Here is a 19,304-nt window from a genome sequence, read left to right as displayed (position 1 = left end):
AAATATAACATTCTAAAGGCCGCAATTCAATATGTATATGAAAATTCTTAAAAATCAAAAACAGATGTTTTGAACTGCATGCTAAAAATTTAAAATGAAATTTGTAATATAAATGACGATTTATTTAAGATTATATAAGTTGTGTTATACAATTGCAATGGTATATTTTCGATACCAGCTTTGCACTTCAAGTGTATTTGACATCGTGAACGAGTTTAAATCGCACGATTAACTTATAAATTCGAACTGTATTTTCCAATCGACAAAAAATCCTTACATTTAATTTTTATGCGATGCACCAAGAGGTATAATCGCTAAATGTAAGGATTTCATTAAATTTGCTATTAAACTTTTAAATATTAGTATCACATTGTTTGCAAAATAGCCCTATTATTGACGGTATGCTGGGTCAATAATTTTTGCAGCACCTGTATGATCCACTGTTACAATGACATATGTGCCAGGCTGTGATTGGTTAATAAAACTAAATAAGTAACTGTATTGACCAGCAGCACCTTGTAAAGCATAGTCATTATATAGATTCTGTTGACCATTCAATTGGCTGACTTCTTGACGTGCTGAATCTAATGCGACTTGGAAGTTCGGTAAGTTTTGAAGTGCTTGTTGACGATTGACTTTTTCTCTCGCAATATTTTGAGCGACTGGTACAACATTTTCACCTTGGTAAGGAGCTACATATTGCGATTTTGTTTGAGATGTTTGTTCATTTTGGCTGTTATCTTGTTGTTGATTTGAAGCTTGTCCATTGGCTTGTGTACCTGAGCTTTGATCATTTTGCTGTCCTTGTTGCTGCTTGCCTTCTGTGTTTTGGTTGTTCATTTCTGATTGCTGATCATTATTTTGATTATTGGCATCTGATTTTGACGTTTTAGCTTGATCAGATGAAGTGGATTCATCTTTTGATTTGGATGATGCTTGTTCTTTGTGATCATTTTTGTCCTGTTTAGTAGACTGCTCTTGCTTAGCATGGTCATCTTTCTTCGGTTCTTTATCCTCATCATTTGAACAGGCGGCTAAAACAATTGATAATGCAAACAAACTAGCAAGTACCTTTTTCATGATGTTTCCCTCCAAATTCTATTCTATAGTATAAAATCGTCTATCACTTTTTTATACACTATTATTTTAAACGACAAACACTTTTTTTGTTAAATTTTTTCTAAATTATTTCTACAATTGTTTCTCGATATCTATTTTTATAGTACTGAAGATTCCTTTATTTTTTGTTCGTATTTTTAATAAAACATAATAAAGTTATCATTATTTTAAAAAGAGCAACTTTATTGTTATTTGATTGACTTTTTGGTAAAGTGTGTACGGATAAAAACTGAGGAGGATTAGAACCATGGCTCAAGCTTTCAGAGCATTTCTTGTTGATCAACACGAGGATCAATTCGTAGGAGATTTTAAAGAAATAACACTAGACCATTTACCTGCCGGTGATGTGACAATTCGTGTGCATTATTCAAGTATCAATTTTAAAGATATGTTAGCCACACGTGCTCACAACAAAATCATACGAAAATACCCAATGATACCGGGTATTGATTTAGCTGGTGTAGTGATGGAATCTGAACACCCATCATTTAAAGAAGGAGATAAAGTTATTGCAACTGGCTATGACTTAGGTGTTTCTCATTACGGTGGATTTAGTGAAGTTGCACGTGTGAGTGGCGATTGGCTTGTTCATCTCCCTGATGATTTAACGCTTGAAGAAGCGATGATTATCGGGACTGCCGGTTTTACAGCTGCACTGTCAATACAGTTATTAGAAGATAACAAAATCACTTCAACTAACGGTCCAGTACTTGTTCGTGGTGCAACTGGTGGTGTAGGCTCAATGGCTGTAATGATGTTGAACGAAATTGGTTACAAGGTCGTTGCAAGTTCTGGCCACAAAGATTACCACGAAAAACTTTTAGAATTAGGTGCGAGAGAAGTTATTTCTAGAGTGGAAGACGTGACTGAAAAAGCACTGACACACACGCAATGGCAAGCAGCGATTGACCCTGTAGGTGGCGAAACTGTATCTGAAGTGTTAAAACGTATCCATCCACATGGTGCTGTTGCTTTAAGCGGAAACGTTAGCGGTAATACTTTCTCAAGTACTGTATTTCCATTTATTTTACGTGGTATCCGTCTCATCGGTGTTGATTCTGTTTCATTCCCTATGAAACGTAGACAACACTTATGGCGTCGTCTATCAAAAGATTTAAAACCACGTTATTTGCATGATGTCAAAAATGTGATTCCTTTTGAACAACTCCAAGACGGTTTAGATTGTGTACAAAATCATGATTTTATCGGGCGCATTGTTGTAGATCTACGTCCTGATGCAAACAACTAAAATGTTGTAATGAAAATAAAAAGCAAACTACATCAGCAATTGCTTGATGCTACATTAATGGGTTGGAGCCAAGAAATCGATTTGATTTCTGTTCCAACCCATTAATGTTTTAATCCATACCCCAACGAACTCAAAACTTCCCTTTTTATCATCATACCCTACTTAAAATGACCCATAAAAATTTTGTTGCCTTCTCCTAAATTTTCAATTGTTGATAATTAATATAAATTATTTTATTCTCATAAATTCAATATTTACAATTTACTAATATCTTATGAAAGCGTATACTTGTATTGCATAATAGTACGGGAGGTTACAAAATGAAAATTAATAAAAAGCTTATTTTCTTCATCGGCGCACTCGGTGGACTCTTATATGGTTATGATATGGGTGTTATTTCTGGAGCGCTCCTTTATTTAAAGAATGATATTCATTTAAATCCTTTCACTGAAGGATTAGTAGTTTCATCTATGCTTGTCGGCGCAATATTTGGTTCGGGTTTTAGTGGCCCACTCTCAGAAAAGCTTGGACGTCGTCGTCTAGTTTTTATTATTTCTATCGTCTTTATTATTGGTGCACTCATCCTAGCTTCAGCACCATCGATGGAAGTGCTCGTAATTGGACGTTTAGTAATTGGATTTGCCGTTGGGGGTTCTACAGCGATTGTGCCTGTTTATCTTTCTGAACTCGCGCCAACAGAAGCTCGGGGTTCTTTAAGTTCTTTAAACCAACTTATGATTACTATTGGTATTTTATCTTCTTATCTTGTCAATTATGCTTTTGCACCTATTGAAGGTTGGCGTTGGATGCTTGGTCTTGCTGTCGTTCCTTCATTAATATTAATGATTGGAGTCATCTTCATGCCAGAAAGTCCGCGTTGGTTATTAGAAAAACGTGGCGAAAAAGCAGCAAGAGATGTAATGAAATTAACATATCCCGCTTCTGAAATTGACGGTGAAATTGAAAACATGAAAAAAATCAATGCTATCTCAGACAGTACATGGACTGTTTTAAAATCTCCATGGCTGTTATCTACTATTATTATTGGTAGTGTCTTTGCATTGTTACAACAATTGATTGGTATTAATGCGATTATTTACTACGCACCTAAAATTTTTGCGAAAGCAGGATTAGGAGACTCTACCGCAATTTTAAGTACAGTTGGTATTGGTGTTGTCAACGTATTAGTTACGATTGTTGCGATATTCATTATTGATAAAGTCGATCGTAAAAAACTGCTCGTTATCGGTAACATTGGTATGGTGGCTTCATTATTAATTATGAGTATCCTTATTTGGATTATGGGTGTGAACAGTGCAGCATGGATTATGATGATTTGTTTGACTACATTCATTATTTTCTTCGGTATTTCTTGGGGACCTATTTTATGGGTTATGCTTCCAGAATTATTCCCAATGCGTGCACGTGGTGCAGCAACAGGTATTGCGGCGCTTGTTCTTTCAATTGGTAGCTTACTCGTAGCCCAGCTATTCCCACTTCTAACGGAAGTACTTGAAATTCAAGAAGTATTTTTAATTTTTGCGGTTATCGGTGTGATTGCACTCTTCTTTGTTGTTAAATTTTTACCAGAAACACGCGGACGTAGCTTAGAACAAATAGAGGCAGATTTACGTCAACGTACAAACGCAACTGTTGCGGATGTAAAAAAATAATGGATAAAGAGACAGTGTAGATTCCCTATTTGTTCATTAGAAAAATCACAACATTCGATGACTGGTCTCTTCTTCGCTTTTCTAGCTCGAATAGCCCTACTCATCTTTGCCGGGGCAGGACAACGAAATCAAATAGATTTCTGTCCTGCTCCCTTTTGTTACAAAAAGGGAATGTGCTGTATGATTAGAAATATATGTATTTTAATGTGCACGAAAGGAGGGGCATTATGACAATTGATGTTCAATTTACAATTCCTAAAGTGGATGATTATTGTAATTTGAGAAAAGTTTGCGGTTTAAGTGAAAAGTCTAGAAGTGCCGCACAACGGGGCTTAAAAGGGGCTTGTTTTACCGTAACGCTTTATGATGCTGACCGACTTATCGGTTTAGGTCGTGTTATCGGTGACGGTGGCACAACTTTCCAAATTATTGATATTGCTGTCCATCCAGACTATCAGGGACAAGGATATGGTAAAACTGTCATGACACATATTATGAATTATATTGATTCCGTTCGTTTACCTGGGACTTATGTCAGTCTTATCGCTGATTATCCGGCTGATGAACTTTACAAACAGTTTGGATTCAAATCAACCGAACCTCATTCTGGCGGTATGTTTTTACACTTTCCCATTACATCATAAAACAGGGCACCCTATCAAAAAAGCGGTGGCACTACATCTAATGAAAGATGTCGCCACCGCTCTATCACGATACTTGAATATAAGAAAACTTGAATTAAATTGTAGCGCTATAAAATTCGCGCTAACTCATGACCTCGCACTCGTTCATCCTCATTTGATGACTTATTTCTCATTTTGCTCTTGATTTGCGCGTTTTCGATGTTTTCGGGTTAACGGTTCTCCCTCTCTAGGCTCTGTAATAATGGCCTGTCTCAATAAAAAGAATAGCAAAATGAAGCCGACTGTAATCGTCACGTGACCAATACCTGCAAAACCAGCAAACGAATCAGGTATCGGTTGGCGTGCAATTTGTTTAAAACCTTTTAAAAATTGCATTGTTACTGTCACAATGACGCCGATATTATAAATAATGAAATACCAATTAAATAAATAATAGCTGCTAAGTTTAAAAAGCTTTTCAATAGGTATCAACATTAAAAACATAAACATCCCTAACGTTAACAAATGCGTATGCATGACACTCATTTGTGTTGAACCTGTGAATTCATAATGCACAGTGAGTTCTCTATATGTAAAACCACTGAACAATCCTAACATTGTATAGGTCATAAATGCGTATAATATACGTTTCATCCTTTTCACACTCCATCTTATTTCACACCGTAACACCATTAAACACGGCTGAATTTTTCATTTCTAGCTTATTCAAATTTTCATATGAGGGCCATAACCAACCGCACTTCACTCAGCTTCACACTTTCGATTATCGTAACCTCGAAAGACGATGTCAATACTTATTCGTTGTCAGATTTCGTAAAGTTTTTGCGTTTAAAGAGCGCTACAATTGAAATAATGAGTGCTAAGATAGAAATAATCCATACAAATGGTGATGTATGTGATGATTTCGTGTCATCATGGTGATCAGCTTTAACAGGTTCACTTTTTTTCACTTCTGTTGTAGGTGCAGGCGTTTCACTTTTTTCATCATCACTTGTCCATTTCACTGTTTTACCATCTTTATATGTTTGAATGGCTTTCCATTTGAATTGACCTTCTTTTTCTGGATTAGCGACTACAATTGGAAAGTCCATATGTTCGTGTTTGCCAATTCCTTTATCTGTTGCTTTCCATGTGATTTTAGTAATTTTTCCAGACTTGTCTTCTTTAAATTCATGTTTAAATCCAGGGACAGGCTCTACTGTAGATAAAGTTACACCTTCAGGAACTTCTATTTCAAGTTTTACTGTATTTTTATCACGTTCAACTGGAACTCTGACTTGATATTCTTCGTATGAACCGGGTTCACTCACTTTTGGATTAAGCGTTACGTGAGCATCTGCTACAGATGTCATACTTAATAACACAAGAAATGACACAGCACTCAATAAAAACTTTGTAATTTTCATATATATTGATCCTTTCAATTATAATGGAATTTCGATTTGACTCATGATGACGCCCGCTAAAATCAAACAAATACCTAAGGCGAATTCAAGATATAACAGTGATTGATTCACACGACGTCGCTTTTGCATCGCTTTATATGTTTGTAAACCACCTAAAATCATCATAATGATGGTGAATACCACTTTCATAAACCATAAACTACTATATAACGTAGGTAGGGTTACAATCGCTTTTAATGATGTGGCATCAATAGACATTAAAATGCCTGTCAGTATAACGATAATTACTGCAGTCACATTTGCTTTTAACAACACATCTTTTATTATTAAAATGTAAGAATGCTTGTGTTTAGCCGACGTGTAGGCGATTAAATATGCAAAACTGCCTAGCCAGATGGCAATTCCCATTAAGTGTAACGTCCGTAAAATGATAGAATAAAATGGCACCGCTTGCGCCCATGCATGACCTGAAATTGCAAGACTTAACATCAAAAAGAGCGGCATAACTTTATACCATATAGACTCCATTCGCCGTAATGAAAATAGGATTAACACAATAATTAAACTGACCATTGATAAAACAAATGGAAATTGCATCCAAACGCGGAAATCAAGCGTCAATATTGAATGAATGGCATCTTTCGGTAAAGTCATTAAATAAACGATACTCGTTGTAAAAGCAACCATAATCAATAATAAAATCGCACTGCGATGACGTGGAATAATATCATACGTAGGTACATCTTGACGTTTCATGAGAACATTAATCATATATAAGCCCGTAAAAATAAGTAACACAGCTTGTAAAACAAATCGCACTAAGCCTAACCAGAAAAAAGCATCCGTGTAAAAAGGTTTCGCTGTTTCTATAGTATTAGCTGTTTTTTCCCCGACAGAAAAATTATACTGTCCTCTTATCTCATGACCATCTAATGAGACTGTCTCCCAGTGAACGGCATATGTGCCATGTTCAACTTTTGACGTATCAAAAGTCACTTTTTTTGAATCCTCTTGCTCTTTAGGTTTCAATACACCTACTTCTTTGCCCTTGTCATTATAAATTTTGACTTTAGTATATTGCGTATGAACAGGCTCGTTGAACTCAAGTTGAATCGCTTCTGGTTTCGATTGTACGACTTCATTCTCTACGGGTTGTTGTTTTTCTAAAGTCGCATGTGCAGAGACTTGATTGAATGGTATACTCACACAAATCATCATGATAAAAGCAATGAGTGTGGCTGCCCATAATTTATTAAACGTACGCAATTTAACACCCCCTCAAGTGATTATAAAATGTAGAATTTAAGACATGGTTTCACATCACTTCCCTCATTTGTGAAGTGCATTAACAAGTTGTATCGCTCGGATGACGACAACTTTTAGCCAATACCCAATACTTTCTTGCCTCCATAGCTCATCCTATAAGATTTTATCAAACTTATATATGAATACAATGTATTTAGACTTGAACCGTATTTTTGTCACTGATTTGTCAAAATAATGATGTCATCTGTATTTGATAATCGTTTTAATGCAATTTATATTTAATCAATCCACTAGAAATGTAAAAAGCCGAAAAGCAACGAGATAACATCGTTCCTTTCCGACTTTTATAATCAATCTATTCAGTGTGAGATGATTGACTTAAACTGTCGCGATTTCTTCTTCGGTCGGTACATCATTGTTCAAGCCCACCATCGCTTCAGTGATATTTCTAGAGTTATAGCCAATTCGTTCAAGAATCGCAATAATATCAACATATAGCAAGCCACCATCAGTTGAACATTCACCTCTGTTCAATCTTTTAATATGGCCTTTTCTTAATTTATGTTCAATGTTAAATGCTTCTCTACTACGCTCGACCACTTCATCTTTTTTAGTCGTATCATAGACGTTTAAAGTATCAATTGCTTTGTGGAAGGACTCATCAACAAAATTAAATAATTTTTCAATCCCTCGTTCAGCATCTTCAGTTAAAATAATATTTTTACTTTTTTGTCTTTCGATTTGCGCAATGTATGATTCTGTCAGTTCAGAAACTTTCACAATCGAGCGATTGACATCAAACATCACTGCAAGACGTTCAACATCACTTTTATTAATATTTTTTGTAGAAATGCGCACCAAGTAATTTCGAATACTGTCGCTAATGGTAATCACTGCTTGATGTTTCTGTTGTACTGTTTTAATCATTTTCTTATCCATCGTCGCAGGATGACGAACATCGTCTAACATAGATTGAACAATATGCCCAATGTTTTGTAGCTCTTTTTGAGTCTCTTGTAACGCGACACCAGGCGCATGGTACACTAAATCTTTATTAAGATGTTGAGGTTTATAATCTTCTGTAATGTCTTTACCTGGTACAATCTTAGTCACAAGCCAAGCGAGCGCACCCACAAATGGAAGTTGAATAAGTGTATTCGTTACATTAAATGCACCGTGTGCAAACGCAATGGCCATTGCTGGTTTAAGGTGCCATGCTTCTTGTAACATCCCTATCAAATGCGTTACAACCGGTAAAAATAGCGCGAAGATAATCACACCAATGACATTAAAAATAACATGTACAAATGCCGCCCGCTTAGCTGCTAATGAACCCGCTAAACTTGCTAACACTGCAGTAATCGTTGTTCCAATATTGTCTCCTAGTAAAACTGGAATTGCACCTTTCAAGTCAACTAAACCTTGACTGTAAAATTCTTGCAGTATCCCAATTGTTGCACTCGAACTTTGGACTAACGCAGTTAAACCTACGCCCGCTAAAATACCGTACACCGGATGCGATGACATATCTAAAATGATTTGTCTAAACCCTTCTAATTGGGCAAGTGGCTTAACCGCATCTCCCATGAACTCTAAGCCAAAAAAGAGTGAGCCAAATCCAAATAATATTCGTCCAACATTATTAATATTGGAACGCTTAAAGAAGAAAATAAGAAATGCCCCCAACGCCAAGATTGGCATTGCATATTCTCCTAAATCAATCCCAATAATAAAAGCAGTCACAGTGGTTCCAATATTGGCGCCCATAATGACACCAATCGCTTGTTTTAAAGTCATGAACCCCGCAGTCACAAGCCCTATTGTTATGACAGTTGTCCCAGAACTACTTTGTATTAAGATCGTAACAATCATACCGGCTAATACACCCAGTACTGGATTGGCGGTAAATTTATTTAATATATTTCGCAATCGATCTCCTGCTGCTGCTTGTAAACCGTCCCCCATTACTTTTAAACCATAAAGGAAAATACCTAGGCCACCTAAAAAAGAAAAGATGACTTCAGTTACCGACATTTCCATTCTTTCACCTCAGTATTAAATTTCTGTTCATATACACATCATTGTCGTATGATTATCTTGATTATCTCTTATAATTGTAAATTTAATGTTAAGATTTTATTAATTCTGCCTTAACATTTCTATTTATGCGACTTTTTTCAAGACATAACCCACTTTTTTCTTTATTTATGTTACATTATCTTCTTAACATTGACTACATATTCTTTACTATTTTAGTTGTCTCTCTATCGTTGCTTTCCACCTCCGCACGCAAACAACAGTCCTCAAATCTTACTATATCCTTTATGAGATTTCAATCCGAACATGAATACCACTATTACAGTTTTTTCATCTCATTCATTTCCCTTCAAAATTTATAGTTAAGCCAATCATTTTATTATTTAAAAATTATCTCCTAACTCATTCGCTATGACCATGACAGATGGCGAAATCTTTACTATAATATAGAAGAGTTTTTAGAAAAGGAAGTCCGAAAATGACACAAAATAATGATTACGCTTTACTTCTGTTTTATTATGCTTATCAAACATTTACAAAAACGGCTGATGATATCATTGCTGAATATGGTATGAGCCGACAGCATCATCGATTTCTATTTTTTATTAATAAACTTCCAGGTATTACAACGAAAAAATTATTAGAAAATCTTGAGATTTCTAAACAAGGCTCACATGCCACTTTAAAATTATTGAAAGAAAAAGGGCTCATCTTTGAGCGCCCTGATTTGACTGATCGCCGTTTAAAATGTTTGTTTCCAACTGAAGAAGGGAAAGCGCTCATAGAAGAACTCAACCAAGCACAAAATGACCTATTTAATCGAATCAAAGCTGAGCAAGGTGATGATTGGTATGCGATTATGGAAGGTTTTGCGTCTTATAGACAAGGCTACAAAGATATACAGCATTTGAAATAAGAGAACGAAGAAGGTGATTCGCTATGATTAAAGCGTACTACAATGATGCAAATTTGCATGTCCTAGAAACAGAAGAATGGCAACAAGCGCAATGGCTAAATGTTGTCAAACCGACACAAGATGAATTACAACAACTCATTAAAACATATGGTTTTCCACAAGATTTTTTGGAAGATGCATTAGATAGTGAAGAAAGTTCACGTATTGAATATGATGATGATAGTGGCTACTCTTTAATAATCAGCGACTTACCTATTACTGAAACTGGAAAGCATAAATTAAAAAGTTTCATGACATTACCGTTAGGGATTATCATCGGTAAAAACATTATTGTTACGGTTTGTGCGAAACCTTTTCATTATTTTGACCACATCGTCAAAAAACCTATTAACTTAAAATACAAAAGCCAATTTGCTTTAAAATTAATGTACGATATGACTGCGCAATACAATAGAGGCTTGCGCTTATTAAATAAAGAGCTCCGTCAAGTTGAATATAACTTGCAACAACGGGTAACAAATCAGCGTCTTTATTTATTAAGTGACATTGAAAAAAGTTTAGTTTACTTTTTAGGATCACTTAAAACCAATTCTTCTACGATTCGAACTCTATTTCGTTTACCTGCCATTAAACGCTTTGACGATGATGAAGAATTATTAGAAGACTTACAAAATGAGCACCAACAAGCGGTTGAAACGACTGAATTATATTTACGTATTGTTGAAAGTATGTCTAATTCATATGCGTCCTTGTTGTCAAACCAACTAAATACCACTATGAAAACATTGACTATTTTTACCGTTTTGCTCACTTTACCTACGCTAGTATTTAGTTTTTTCGGTATGAATGTACCTTTACCTATTAATACCGAAAGTGCACTGTCATGGATTATTATTATTGTGATTTCAATTATTCTCGTCGTAGTCATGTTTACATTTTTATGGCGCAACGACAAGCTCTGATATAAGTCCATAACCATTTATCCTTATAGGACTTACCTATCCTCTGTATCAAAGATGGGCTTGAGAAAATGCTTTTGCTACATCTTCTCAAGCCCATCTTTGATTATCACTTTATTCTTTAACTCATTTTTCTCTGCACCATCATACTTCAACTATTTTTTTTGCCCCATATAAACAAAGTAAGACTTTTTTACCACACCTTGTTTAAGGTTCATATACCACTACTTACATGACTTTCTGCAAATGTATGCAAAATTTTTAACTTACTTAAGCATTTAATTTAACTTTATTCCATTTCTTTAACACTTATGACACATTGATTATGCCGTTATTTTCTAATATGCGTCATTCCTTATACAATGTGCACAATATTATTGTAGAAAAGGAATCGATATTTTTATAATGATGTATATTTATCAACTAGTTTCTCAGAACTTGAGAAGCTTGAAAGAGGTCAACTATGCAAGGCATTAATATTGAACTAATGAAACAATATACGTCTTCTGCTTATCGTGTTTTTAATCATGTAGAATTATTTGTTTCGTTTGAAGGCGTTCTGACACTCGAGCTCAACGGTAAAGTGACTCACTTTCATCATCAAATTGCCATCGTAAATCACAACGACTTAGTCAAAGTGACCCAAGCACAAGCCATCGTCAAATTGACAGTGCCTCTACAATATTTTTCTGAATTTAATGCTGATTATTTCCTAGGTTATTTTAATCTTAATAAACTCTCTTCTCATAATAAAATTAAAGAAATCATAAAGCATCTCATCGTTGAAGAAAACAGTGATATGTACTATGAAAATATTCATACTTTAATTAAGTTACTCTACAATGAAACATTCATTGAATTGAGTCGAATTTATATCCCGCATATACACGTGAATAGTATTTTATTTAATAATATGATTGATTATGTTCATCAACACGCCAAATATCGTCTATCGTTACAAGAGTTAAGTGAACATTTCTTTGTTTCTCAATCCTATGTGTCTATACTTTTTGGCAAATACTTAGATTATAACTTTAAAAAATACTATGCTTCAATGAAAATCGCACTGTCTATGTACAACTTAGCCACATCGCATGATTCGATTAATCAAATTGCAACACAATACAGTTTTACAAACTACAACCATTATTCTAAACAGTTTAAGCGTTTTGTAGGTATCAGTCCGATAGAATTTCGAAAACAAAGTCAAAAAAGAAGTTATCAAGTTACGGTTGTCCCTTTCGATATACAATATTTTGATACACATTTGAGAAAATCCAGCACGATTCCCTCACCACACAAGGTGGACATATTTTTAGATCAACTCACACCACCTCAATGGATTGAAAAGAAAGAAGTATTACTTGAAATCGTCAACTTAGACGACATCAGTCAAATATTTGGTAGTCAAAATCAATTAGAGGCTCATCATCATGCACATGCCATTCAACTGTCCTTTAATCCATCAGATCTTGAAACATTTCATTTTGAACATACACATCATATTGAATTACTCAGCCAATTGCTATGTGAATACGGTTATAAAATGGCATATCGAATCCATTCGCTACACGCCTATGAAATATTTAAAAATCAATTCTATTATCCGTTAACACGTATCATAGAACAGCAACCTAATGATTTTAATCAGTACAAATTCAAGCTCAATATCATATTGGACTATGAATCTCTATCTGTTCATGAAATTCAAACTATCATTGAAAAAGTGAAAGCTTTACATCCTGATAGTCAGTTCACACTTGATATTGCGCTACCTTTAACACCAAGTAAAAAAGCGCAATTAAAGTTATTACTTCAACAACGCATCGTTTTTGATTATTATATGTTGGATGCTTTACAACTCAATCAAACTTATATGTATCACCTTGATTTACATACGCAATTCGAGTCAAAATTTGCACAAGTGATACAAACATTGCGACAAGAATATCAACTTGCGCAGACACCAATGATCATCAAATCAGTTCCACAACTCTTCACAGCGAAACAACATGCGATGCCACGTGAAGAGCAACTTCTTAAACTTTGGCTGAATGTAGATGCGTTATGCTTACCACTGATTTCCAATGACAGCCTAAATAATGGCTTTTATAATCGTTTCGGTCATCGTAATGCCATTCAACATATATTTAATTTATTGCAACCTTTTAGCCATACGTTTAGTGTTCGAACATCTACCTATCTCGTTCATGAAACAGCGTATGCATATGAAATTTTGTTATTTCATGCAGATCAAGCGCTCAAAAATGTTTCTTTTGTTTTATATGGTACAAACCAATTGCATCGTCATTTTGTGGTTGAATATACTTACCACCCCACTTATAGCAACTTAGACCACATCATGCATGTGCAAACGCAAGATTATTACGTCCCAAGACATTTTGTCTCTTCTATTCATATGACGAATCATCTTTTATTTCATATTCAATTACATCACTTTGAACATACGTCATACCAAACGACATTACCACAAGGGGTCATGAAACTCATTAAAATTATTAAAAATAAAGCAACACGCCAGTCAGATATGTTGTGAAATTCTCATCGTATATAAAAAGGAACGTGCACATAAAATCTTCTTTCAATGGATAGATTTCTTAGTGGCGTTCCTTTTTTCTTCATAGATCTTCAATATATGCATTTTGTGTGGCATACATCCCGGCAGCGAAGACACCGACGACCATCACAAAAAATAATATAATCGCGATGGTCCAACCGTGAAAGTGATCATGCGCTACGCCTAAAATAAAAGGGCCTAAAGCTGCGACCCAATAGCCTATAGATTGCCCAAATCCTGACAACATCGTACTTCCAGCTGTTGTGCGCGAACGAATTGAAAAGAGTGTCATACATAAACTAAAACATGCGCCAATGCCCATCCCTGTCAATATCATCGCAATAAGCAATACCACCACTTGCTGACTCAATAATAAACTAAATCCTAAGCCCATCAGGCATGTAATAATAATAACGAGACTTCTCTGTGTCGACATTTTAGCAGCGATAATTGGAAACACAAAGGTCATCGGTAGTTGTGCAAATTGATTCAACATCAGAAAGTAGCCCGCCGTCTCCGGTGCAATCCCTTTACTCACTAAAATAGAAGGATACCATGCGACAATACTGTAAAACATCATCGATTGAAACGCCATCGTCAAAGCGACTGCCCAAGCCATTTTGGAGCGATAAATTGGCTTTTTTAATCCATGACTTGTTTGCGTAGAGACATGCGGATTTCGTTTGACTTGCGGAAGCCAAACGATGACTGCCAGTATTGCAAAAATAATCCAAAAAGAGAGTGAGAGGCGATAAGACAAGGGCGAAAGAGAAGCAAGTGGAAAACTCAGCCCGCCTCCCAATCCAGCGGTAAAATTCATTGTTGCACTATAAATTCCCGTAATGAGGCCGATTTGTAATGGAAAAGATGCTTTTGCGTATGCGGGTAAAGTCACATTCGCTAAAGCAATAGCAATTCCTAAAAAGAGCGTCCCAATGAAAAAAGCGTTCACGCCACCAGAAACTCTCACAACTAATGAGATGACTGTCAAAATTAGTGTCAGTAATAGGAGACGTGACATTGAAATACGGGAAAGAATACGTGACACAAATGGTGACACAATACCGAAGATGATAAGCGGGATGGTCGTCATCAGTCCTGCTATACCGTTATTAATATGTAAATCTTGCTTTATTAGGTCAATGACGGGTCCAACAGACGTGAGCGGCGCACGTAGCGTTGAGGCAATCAACAAGATGCCGATAACACGTAGCCATTGATTTTGAATTTTATGATTCAGTAGTTGTTCTGACATATTATTCCTCCTTACATGAAATGCAATGTCATCTTCAAATTAAGACTGCCTTTTAATTGTAAAACAAAACACGGATAAAACCTAAACAGGCTTTTCCGTGTCATATTCGACTGTAGACACAGCTTTGACATGCTTTTATTATTAAATCATATATAAAGTTATTTTGCCCTATATAATTGAATTGCACGTTTCACTGTTTCAATCAATTCATTATCTACAGTATGAAGTTGATTAAAGTAAACTAAAATATCTTCTGGCTGAATTAGCTCTCTAGGGTAAGAGGGATCTTCTTCAAGATGTGCAGCCAACGTCCCAAGAGGTGTATCATCGCCTAAAAAATCTAACATAAAATCATAAAAACTCATAACAACACCTCTACTTTTTTGACGTTAAAATGAATAGTACGCTTTTAGAACGTATAATCAAATATATATCTTTTACAGCCTAATTATATAATTTTTCAAAATAAATGCAAGACACAAAAATGACATATTTCACTCTAACTTTTACTTTCTGTCTTAAAACGAATTCGCTACAATGGAATATAAGAGTGTGACAAAGATTTGACAATGATAATTTCGAGTCACCTCATACAACATTTAGACTATACATTTTATATAAAGGAGCGAGAAATAATGAAGCAAAAACAATCTCTTGGTATTATCATCATTATTGCGATGCTAATTGTGACGTTAGGTGTCGTCGTTGCGATGATGCTTTCCGGTCAAAAAGAAATATATTACGGTTATATGAAAGACAGCACAACAGCTGAAAAAGTAATCAGTGAATCTGACAAGACGGTTAAAGAAAATGTTAAAATCCCTACGGATAATAATTTCCAACCTAAAAAAGGTGACTTTGTTAAATTAATAGCTAAAAAAGATGATCCTGATCATTTCGTTAAAAAACAAATCGTATCACATGATGATGTTCCACATGGCTTAATGATGAAAATTCATGATATGCATAACATGGATATGCATCACCATTAATTTAATATTTTTCGCATCAATAATAAGCAATGAAGAAAATGTTCTCAGCCATTTCCTTCATTGCTTTTTACTTTAATATCTATATTTAATTACCAAATGAGTTCATCAACAACATCATCATTGAGTGCACGAATGATTTCTGTCACTAATTGAATCGCTTTTTGATAATCTTTTTGGTCAATTACAGATACATTTGAGTGCATATAACGTAACGGAATTGATAGTGCAATAGAAGGAATACCGTCTAATGCGGTATGCATATTCCCAGCATCTGTTCCGCCACCCGGCATTGAATCCCATTGTAATTCAATATTGTGTGCTTTTGCGACCTTTTTAACATGGCGAATAAGCCCCACATGACCAATATTTGTCGCATCTAATGTTAAGACAATTGGACCTTGACCTATTTTCACATCGCCATCACTTTCAAGCCCTGGCGTATCATATGCGACACCGACATCAACCGCAATGGCTAAATCAGGTTTCACTTTATGCGCGGCTACTTTAGCACCGCGCAGTCCCACTTCTTCTTGGACATTAGCACCAGCAACTAAGTTAATATCGAGTGCTTCATTTTTCAATTCGTCTAATACATCGACTGCCAGAGCACATCCAAAGCGATTATCAAATGCTTTTGCAGTTACATAGTCTTCATTTAAGAGCGTTTCAAATTCTGAATAAGGTGTAATCATGTTACCCACTTCAATACCTGCTGCTTCAACTTCTGCTTTATCTTTTGCGCCGACATCGATGAACATATGCTTCATGTCGACAGGTTTATTACGTTCTTCTGCACCTAAAACGTGTGGCGGTTTAGAACCTATGATGCCGCGTATTTCGCGTCCTTCATCCGTTGTGATTGTCACTTTTTGGGATAACATCACTTGGTTCCACCATCCTCCTATTGGTGTAAATCGAATAAAGCCCTGCGCTTCAATTTTAGTCACCATAAAACCAATTTCATCAAGATGTCCTGCTATCATAATTGTACGTTGACCAGACTGGCTCTTTTTCTTACCAAAGACACCACCGAGATTATCATAGATCATTTCATCACTATTGGGTTCTAATAATTCAATCATCGCTTTTTTAACCTGATGTTCATGTCCAGCGATTCCATTAAGATCTGTTAATTTTTTTAATAAGTCTTTTGTATTTTTCATCTATGTTAAACCCCTTTCAGATTAAATTCTATTTAATTTTAACAAACTTTTCTGACAAAAGTATGATTTAAGCATTGCGCAACTTTTGTTTTTCATTGCATAGAAGAATTTTGAAAGTATATACTAGAGGTATCTAGAAATTTCTGAAATAAAAGACAAATTGTTGACATGCCTTTTGCGAATCGGATTCAGTTGATATCATCATTATTTTCAATTAAAGAATCATCAATGGAAATCCAACGTTTTTTCAACAATAAGTGGCATGTCTAACTAGCTTTTAGCATGCGTGCAATCGCATATACACGATGTCAAATTTTAAACGGTACACACTAAAAATTTTGTTTATTCATGACATCCTCGCTTTCATATGCGTCATGCGCATCATCAATATGATACATCGATAAGGAGGGCAAATCATGACACATAAAGTCGCTTTAATTGGACTTGGTCATGTAGGGAGCCAAGTATTAACGGACATTCAATATACAGGCCTATTTCAAGAAATCATCTTAATTGATACCAATCTGAATCGTGCGGAAGGAGAGGCAATGGATCATCGCCATTTCCAATCTTACAGTGGGACACATCATACGAAAATAAAAGCAGGGAATTACACAGATTTAGATGATGTTGATATGATCATCATCTCTGCGAGCGTCCCTTCTACAGCAGATATGGCGGATCGCACAACGTTAACATCCGGCAATGCAACAATCATTCAAGAGATTATGTCAAACATTACTGCGGTAACAACCTCACCACATATTATTATGATTTCAAATCCTGTAGATACGATGACTTATTTAGCAGAGATACAACATGATTATCCACATGAAAAAATTATGGGAACAGGCACATTATTAGAATCGTCTCGTTTCCGTACATTGATTGCAGACCACTACGACGTTGATCCGAAAAGTGTAGAAGCTTTCGTTATTGGAGAACACGGCAAAACAACCATGCCGGTATGGAGCCGTGTCCGTATTGCAGGGATGCCCCTTGATGAATATGAACAACTGAGCCATACGCAAGCCATCTCGAAACAAAAGATTCGCGATGAAATTGACAAAGTGTCATTTGACGTGATGCGCAATAAAGGTTGGACGAATTCTGCCATATCTCGCGCAACAATTGATCTTTTAGAAGCCATTCTTTATGATGAAAATCGCATTTTACCTATTTCGACAGTGCATCAGCACGTTTATGATTACCAAGATGTCGCATTTAGCCTTCCGACACTTGTTAATAAAGAGGGGCATCAAACCGTCTTCCCAATCGCACTAGACGTTGAAGAAAAACAAGCACTTGATCATGCTGTTCAATATATTCAATCAGCAATTGCGTCTGTCACAGATTAAGTCTCGCAATCATTTCAGACGGCACTGATTGCCCTTTGAAAGTCATTTATTTAGGCAGAGATGACACACGATGCTAAACTTTTGTTAAAGGTTACGTGCATAACGTCATCTACTGCCTTTTCTTTTTAAAAATATTGATTCAACTGCACCATTTTGTCACTTAAAGTACAAATTACATGCAAAGTAGATTTAAAATATCCGCTCTAACTCACGTCTTCATTAAAAAGCACTGAAATCCAGAACTGATTTCAGTGCTTTGCTTGATCAACGACCTTGAATTGCCATTATTTCATTTTATAATTTTCATTGAAATAATTGTATTTCGCTTTTTTATCATGCTTTTTCGTTTTTGAATCGAAGCCTTGTAAGAAAAAGCCACGCTTGAGATGAATAGGCTGCGCAATATATGTATTTTTTTCGTCACCTTTTAAGGTTAATTCTTTATAAAACACACCTTTTCTTGGATCATACTCAGACTTCTCTTTAATAACTTTATCGCTCAAATGATGTTCAGTTAAATACTGATCGATTAGCTTTAAGTTTTGACTTTTTTGATAACCCTTATATGCAAAAAAGCCAGCCGCGACAATTACAAATAACAACACTAAAGCCAAAACGAGTTTTAAAATTTTCTTTGCCATTTCATGTGCCTCCACCTTATTACAATCTTATTATACATCTTATCACAA

17 protein-coding genes are annotated in these 19,304 nt (G+C 35.5%); 8 read left to right on the top strand and 9 right to left on the bottom strand.

The features are described from left to right. Positions 1-390 precede the first annotated feature (390 nt). A complete protein-coding gene (locus tag CD118_RS04950) occupies positions 391-1,080 on the bottom strand; it encodes a hypothetical protein (protein WP_103356352.1) in 690 nt (229 codons plus the stop codon). Positions 1,081-1,366: 286 nt separating this feature from the next. On the opposite strand from CD118_RS04950, the gene CD118_RS04945 reads away from it, so the two are divergent. From CD118_RS04945 to CD118_RS04935, 3 genes are all read left to right on the top strand, one after another. Further along, the gene (locus tag CD118_RS04945; protein WP_103356351.1) at positions 1,367-2,368 is read left to right on the top strand and encodes an acrylyl-CoA reductase family protein; all 1,002 of its coding nucleotides are present in this window, start codon (positions 1,367-1,369) and stop codon (positions 2,366-2,368) included. A gap of 320 nt (positions 2,369-2,688) precedes the next feature. Continuing rightward, a complete protein-coding gene (glcP, locus tag CD118_RS04940) occupies positions 2,689-4,041 on the top strand; it encodes a glucose transporter GlcP (protein WP_016426217.1) in 1,353 nt (450 codons plus the stop codon). 227 nt (positions 4,042-4,268) lie between these two features. Next, positions 4,269-4,685, top strand: coding sequence for a GNAT family N-acetyltransferase (locus CD118_RS04935; RefSeq protein WP_060829459.1), 417 nt, complete (start codon positions 4,269-4,271; stop codon positions 4,683-4,685). 162 nt (positions 4,686-4,847) lie between these two features. Here the strand turns inward: CD118_RS04935 and CD118_RS04930 are convergent, their stop codons facing one another. The 4 genes from CD118_RS04930 to CD118_RS04915 form a co-directional block, all read right to left on the bottom strand. Next, a complete protein-coding gene (locus CD118_RS04930; RefSeq protein WP_050345237.1) occupies positions 4,848-5,318 on the bottom strand; it encodes a DUF2871 domain-containing protein in 471 nt (156 codons plus the stop codon). Positions 5,319-5,479: 161 nt separating this feature from the next. After that, the gene (locus CD118_RS04925) at positions 5,480-6,091 is read right to left on the bottom strand and encodes a YcnI family protein (RefSeq protein ID WP_050330053.1); all 612 of its coding nucleotides are present in this window, start codon (positions 6,089-6,091) and stop codon (positions 5,480-5,482) included. Positions 6,092-6,109: 18 nt separating this feature from the next. After that, on the bottom strand, positions 6,110-7,357 hold the full coding sequence (locus tag CD118_RS04920) for a copper resistance CopC/CopD family protein (protein WP_103356350.1): 1,248 nt from the start codon (positions 7,355-7,357) through the stop codon (positions 6,110-6,112). Between the two features lie 378 nt (positions 7,358-7,735). Beyond that, a complete protein-coding gene (locus CD118_RS04915; protein ID WP_103356354.1) occupies positions 7,736-9,391 on the bottom strand; it encodes a Na/Pi cotransporter family protein in 1,656 nt (551 codons plus the stop codon). Positions 9,392-9,872: 481 nt separating this feature from the next. Here CD118_RS04915 and CD118_RS04910 point away from each other — a divergent pair, with 481 nt between their 5' ends. From CD118_RS04910 to CD118_RS04900, 3 genes are all read left to right on the top strand, one after another. Beyond that, positions 9,873-10,310: a MarR family winged helix-turn-helix transcriptional regulator gene (locus CD118_RS04910; RefSeq protein WP_050330048.1), complete on the top strand. Its 438-nt coding sequence runs from the start codon at positions 9,873-9,875 to the stop codon at positions 10,308-10,310. 23 nt (positions 10,311-10,333) lie between these two features. Continuing rightward, the gene (locus tag CD118_RS04905; protein ID WP_050330046.1) at positions 10,334-11,272 is read left to right on the top strand and encodes a magnesium transporter CorA family protein; all 939 of its coding nucleotides are present in this window, start codon (positions 10,334-10,336) and stop codon (positions 11,270-11,272) included. 460 nt (positions 11,273-11,732) lie between these two features. After that, on the top strand, positions 11,733-13,826 hold the full coding sequence (locus CD118_RS04900; protein ID WP_103356349.1) for a helix-turn-helix transcriptional regulator: 2,094 nt from the start codon (positions 11,733-11,735) through the stop codon (positions 13,824-13,826). An 82-nt stretch (positions 13,827-13,908) separates the two neighbouring features. Here the strand turns inward: CD118_RS04900 and CD118_RS04895 are convergent, their stop codons facing one another. Then, positions 13,909-15,102 (bottom strand): CynX/NimT family MFS transporter, encoded by a 1,194-nt coding sequence (locus CD118_RS04895; RefSeq protein ID WP_103356348.1) that lies wholly within the window; start codon positions 15,100-15,102, stop codon positions 13,909-13,911. A gap of 158 nt (positions 15,103-15,260) precedes the next feature. After that, a complete protein-coding gene (locus CD118_RS04890) occupies positions 15,261-15,467 on the bottom strand; it encodes a YozE family protein (RefSeq protein WP_060829455.1) in 207 nt (68 codons plus the stop codon). Positions 15,468-15,737: 270 nt separating this feature from the next. Between CD118_RS04890 and CD118_RS04885 the strand changes: the two genes are divergently transcribed. Further along, complete coding sequence (locus tag CD118_RS04885) at positions 15,738-16,094, top strand: DUF4889 domain-containing protein (RefSeq protein ID WP_050330041.1); 357 nt, start codon at positions 15,738-15,740, stop codon at positions 16,092-16,094. 89 nt (positions 16,095-16,183) lie between these two features. Here the strand turns inward: CD118_RS04885 and CD118_RS04880 are convergent, their stop codons facing one another. Next, positions 16,184-17,257, bottom strand: a complete 1,074-nt coding sequence (locus tag CD118_RS04880; protein ID WP_103356347.1) for a M42 family metallopeptidase — start codon at positions 17,255-17,257, stop codon at positions 16,184-16,186. Between the two features lie 416 nt (positions 17,258-17,673). On the opposite strand from CD118_RS04880, the gene CD118_RS04875 reads away from it, so the two are divergent. Further along, a complete protein-coding gene (locus tag CD118_RS04875) occupies positions 17,674-18,615 on the top strand; it encodes a lactate/malate family dehydrogenase (RefSeq protein WP_103356346.1) in 942 nt (313 codons plus the stop codon). 284 nt (positions 18,616-18,899) lie between these two features. Here CD118_RS04875 and CD118_RS04870 read toward each other — a convergent pair whose 3' ends face one another. Next, complete coding sequence (locus CD118_RS04870) at positions 18,900-19,256, bottom strand: DUF3139 domain-containing protein (protein ID WP_016426202.1); 357 nt, start codon at positions 19,254-19,256, stop codon at positions 18,900-18,902. Between the last annotated feature and the right edge of the window lie 48 nt (positions 19,257-19,304).

It is taken from the genome of Staphylococcus coagulans (genome assembly GCF_002901995.1).
Classification (GTDB): domain Bacteria; phylum Bacillota; class Bacilli; order Staphylococcales; family Staphylococcaceae; genus Staphylococcus; species Staphylococcus coagulans.
The sequence above is the reverse complement of the archived record's forward strand: the minus strand, read 5'-3'. Positions and strand labels throughout refer to the sequence as shown.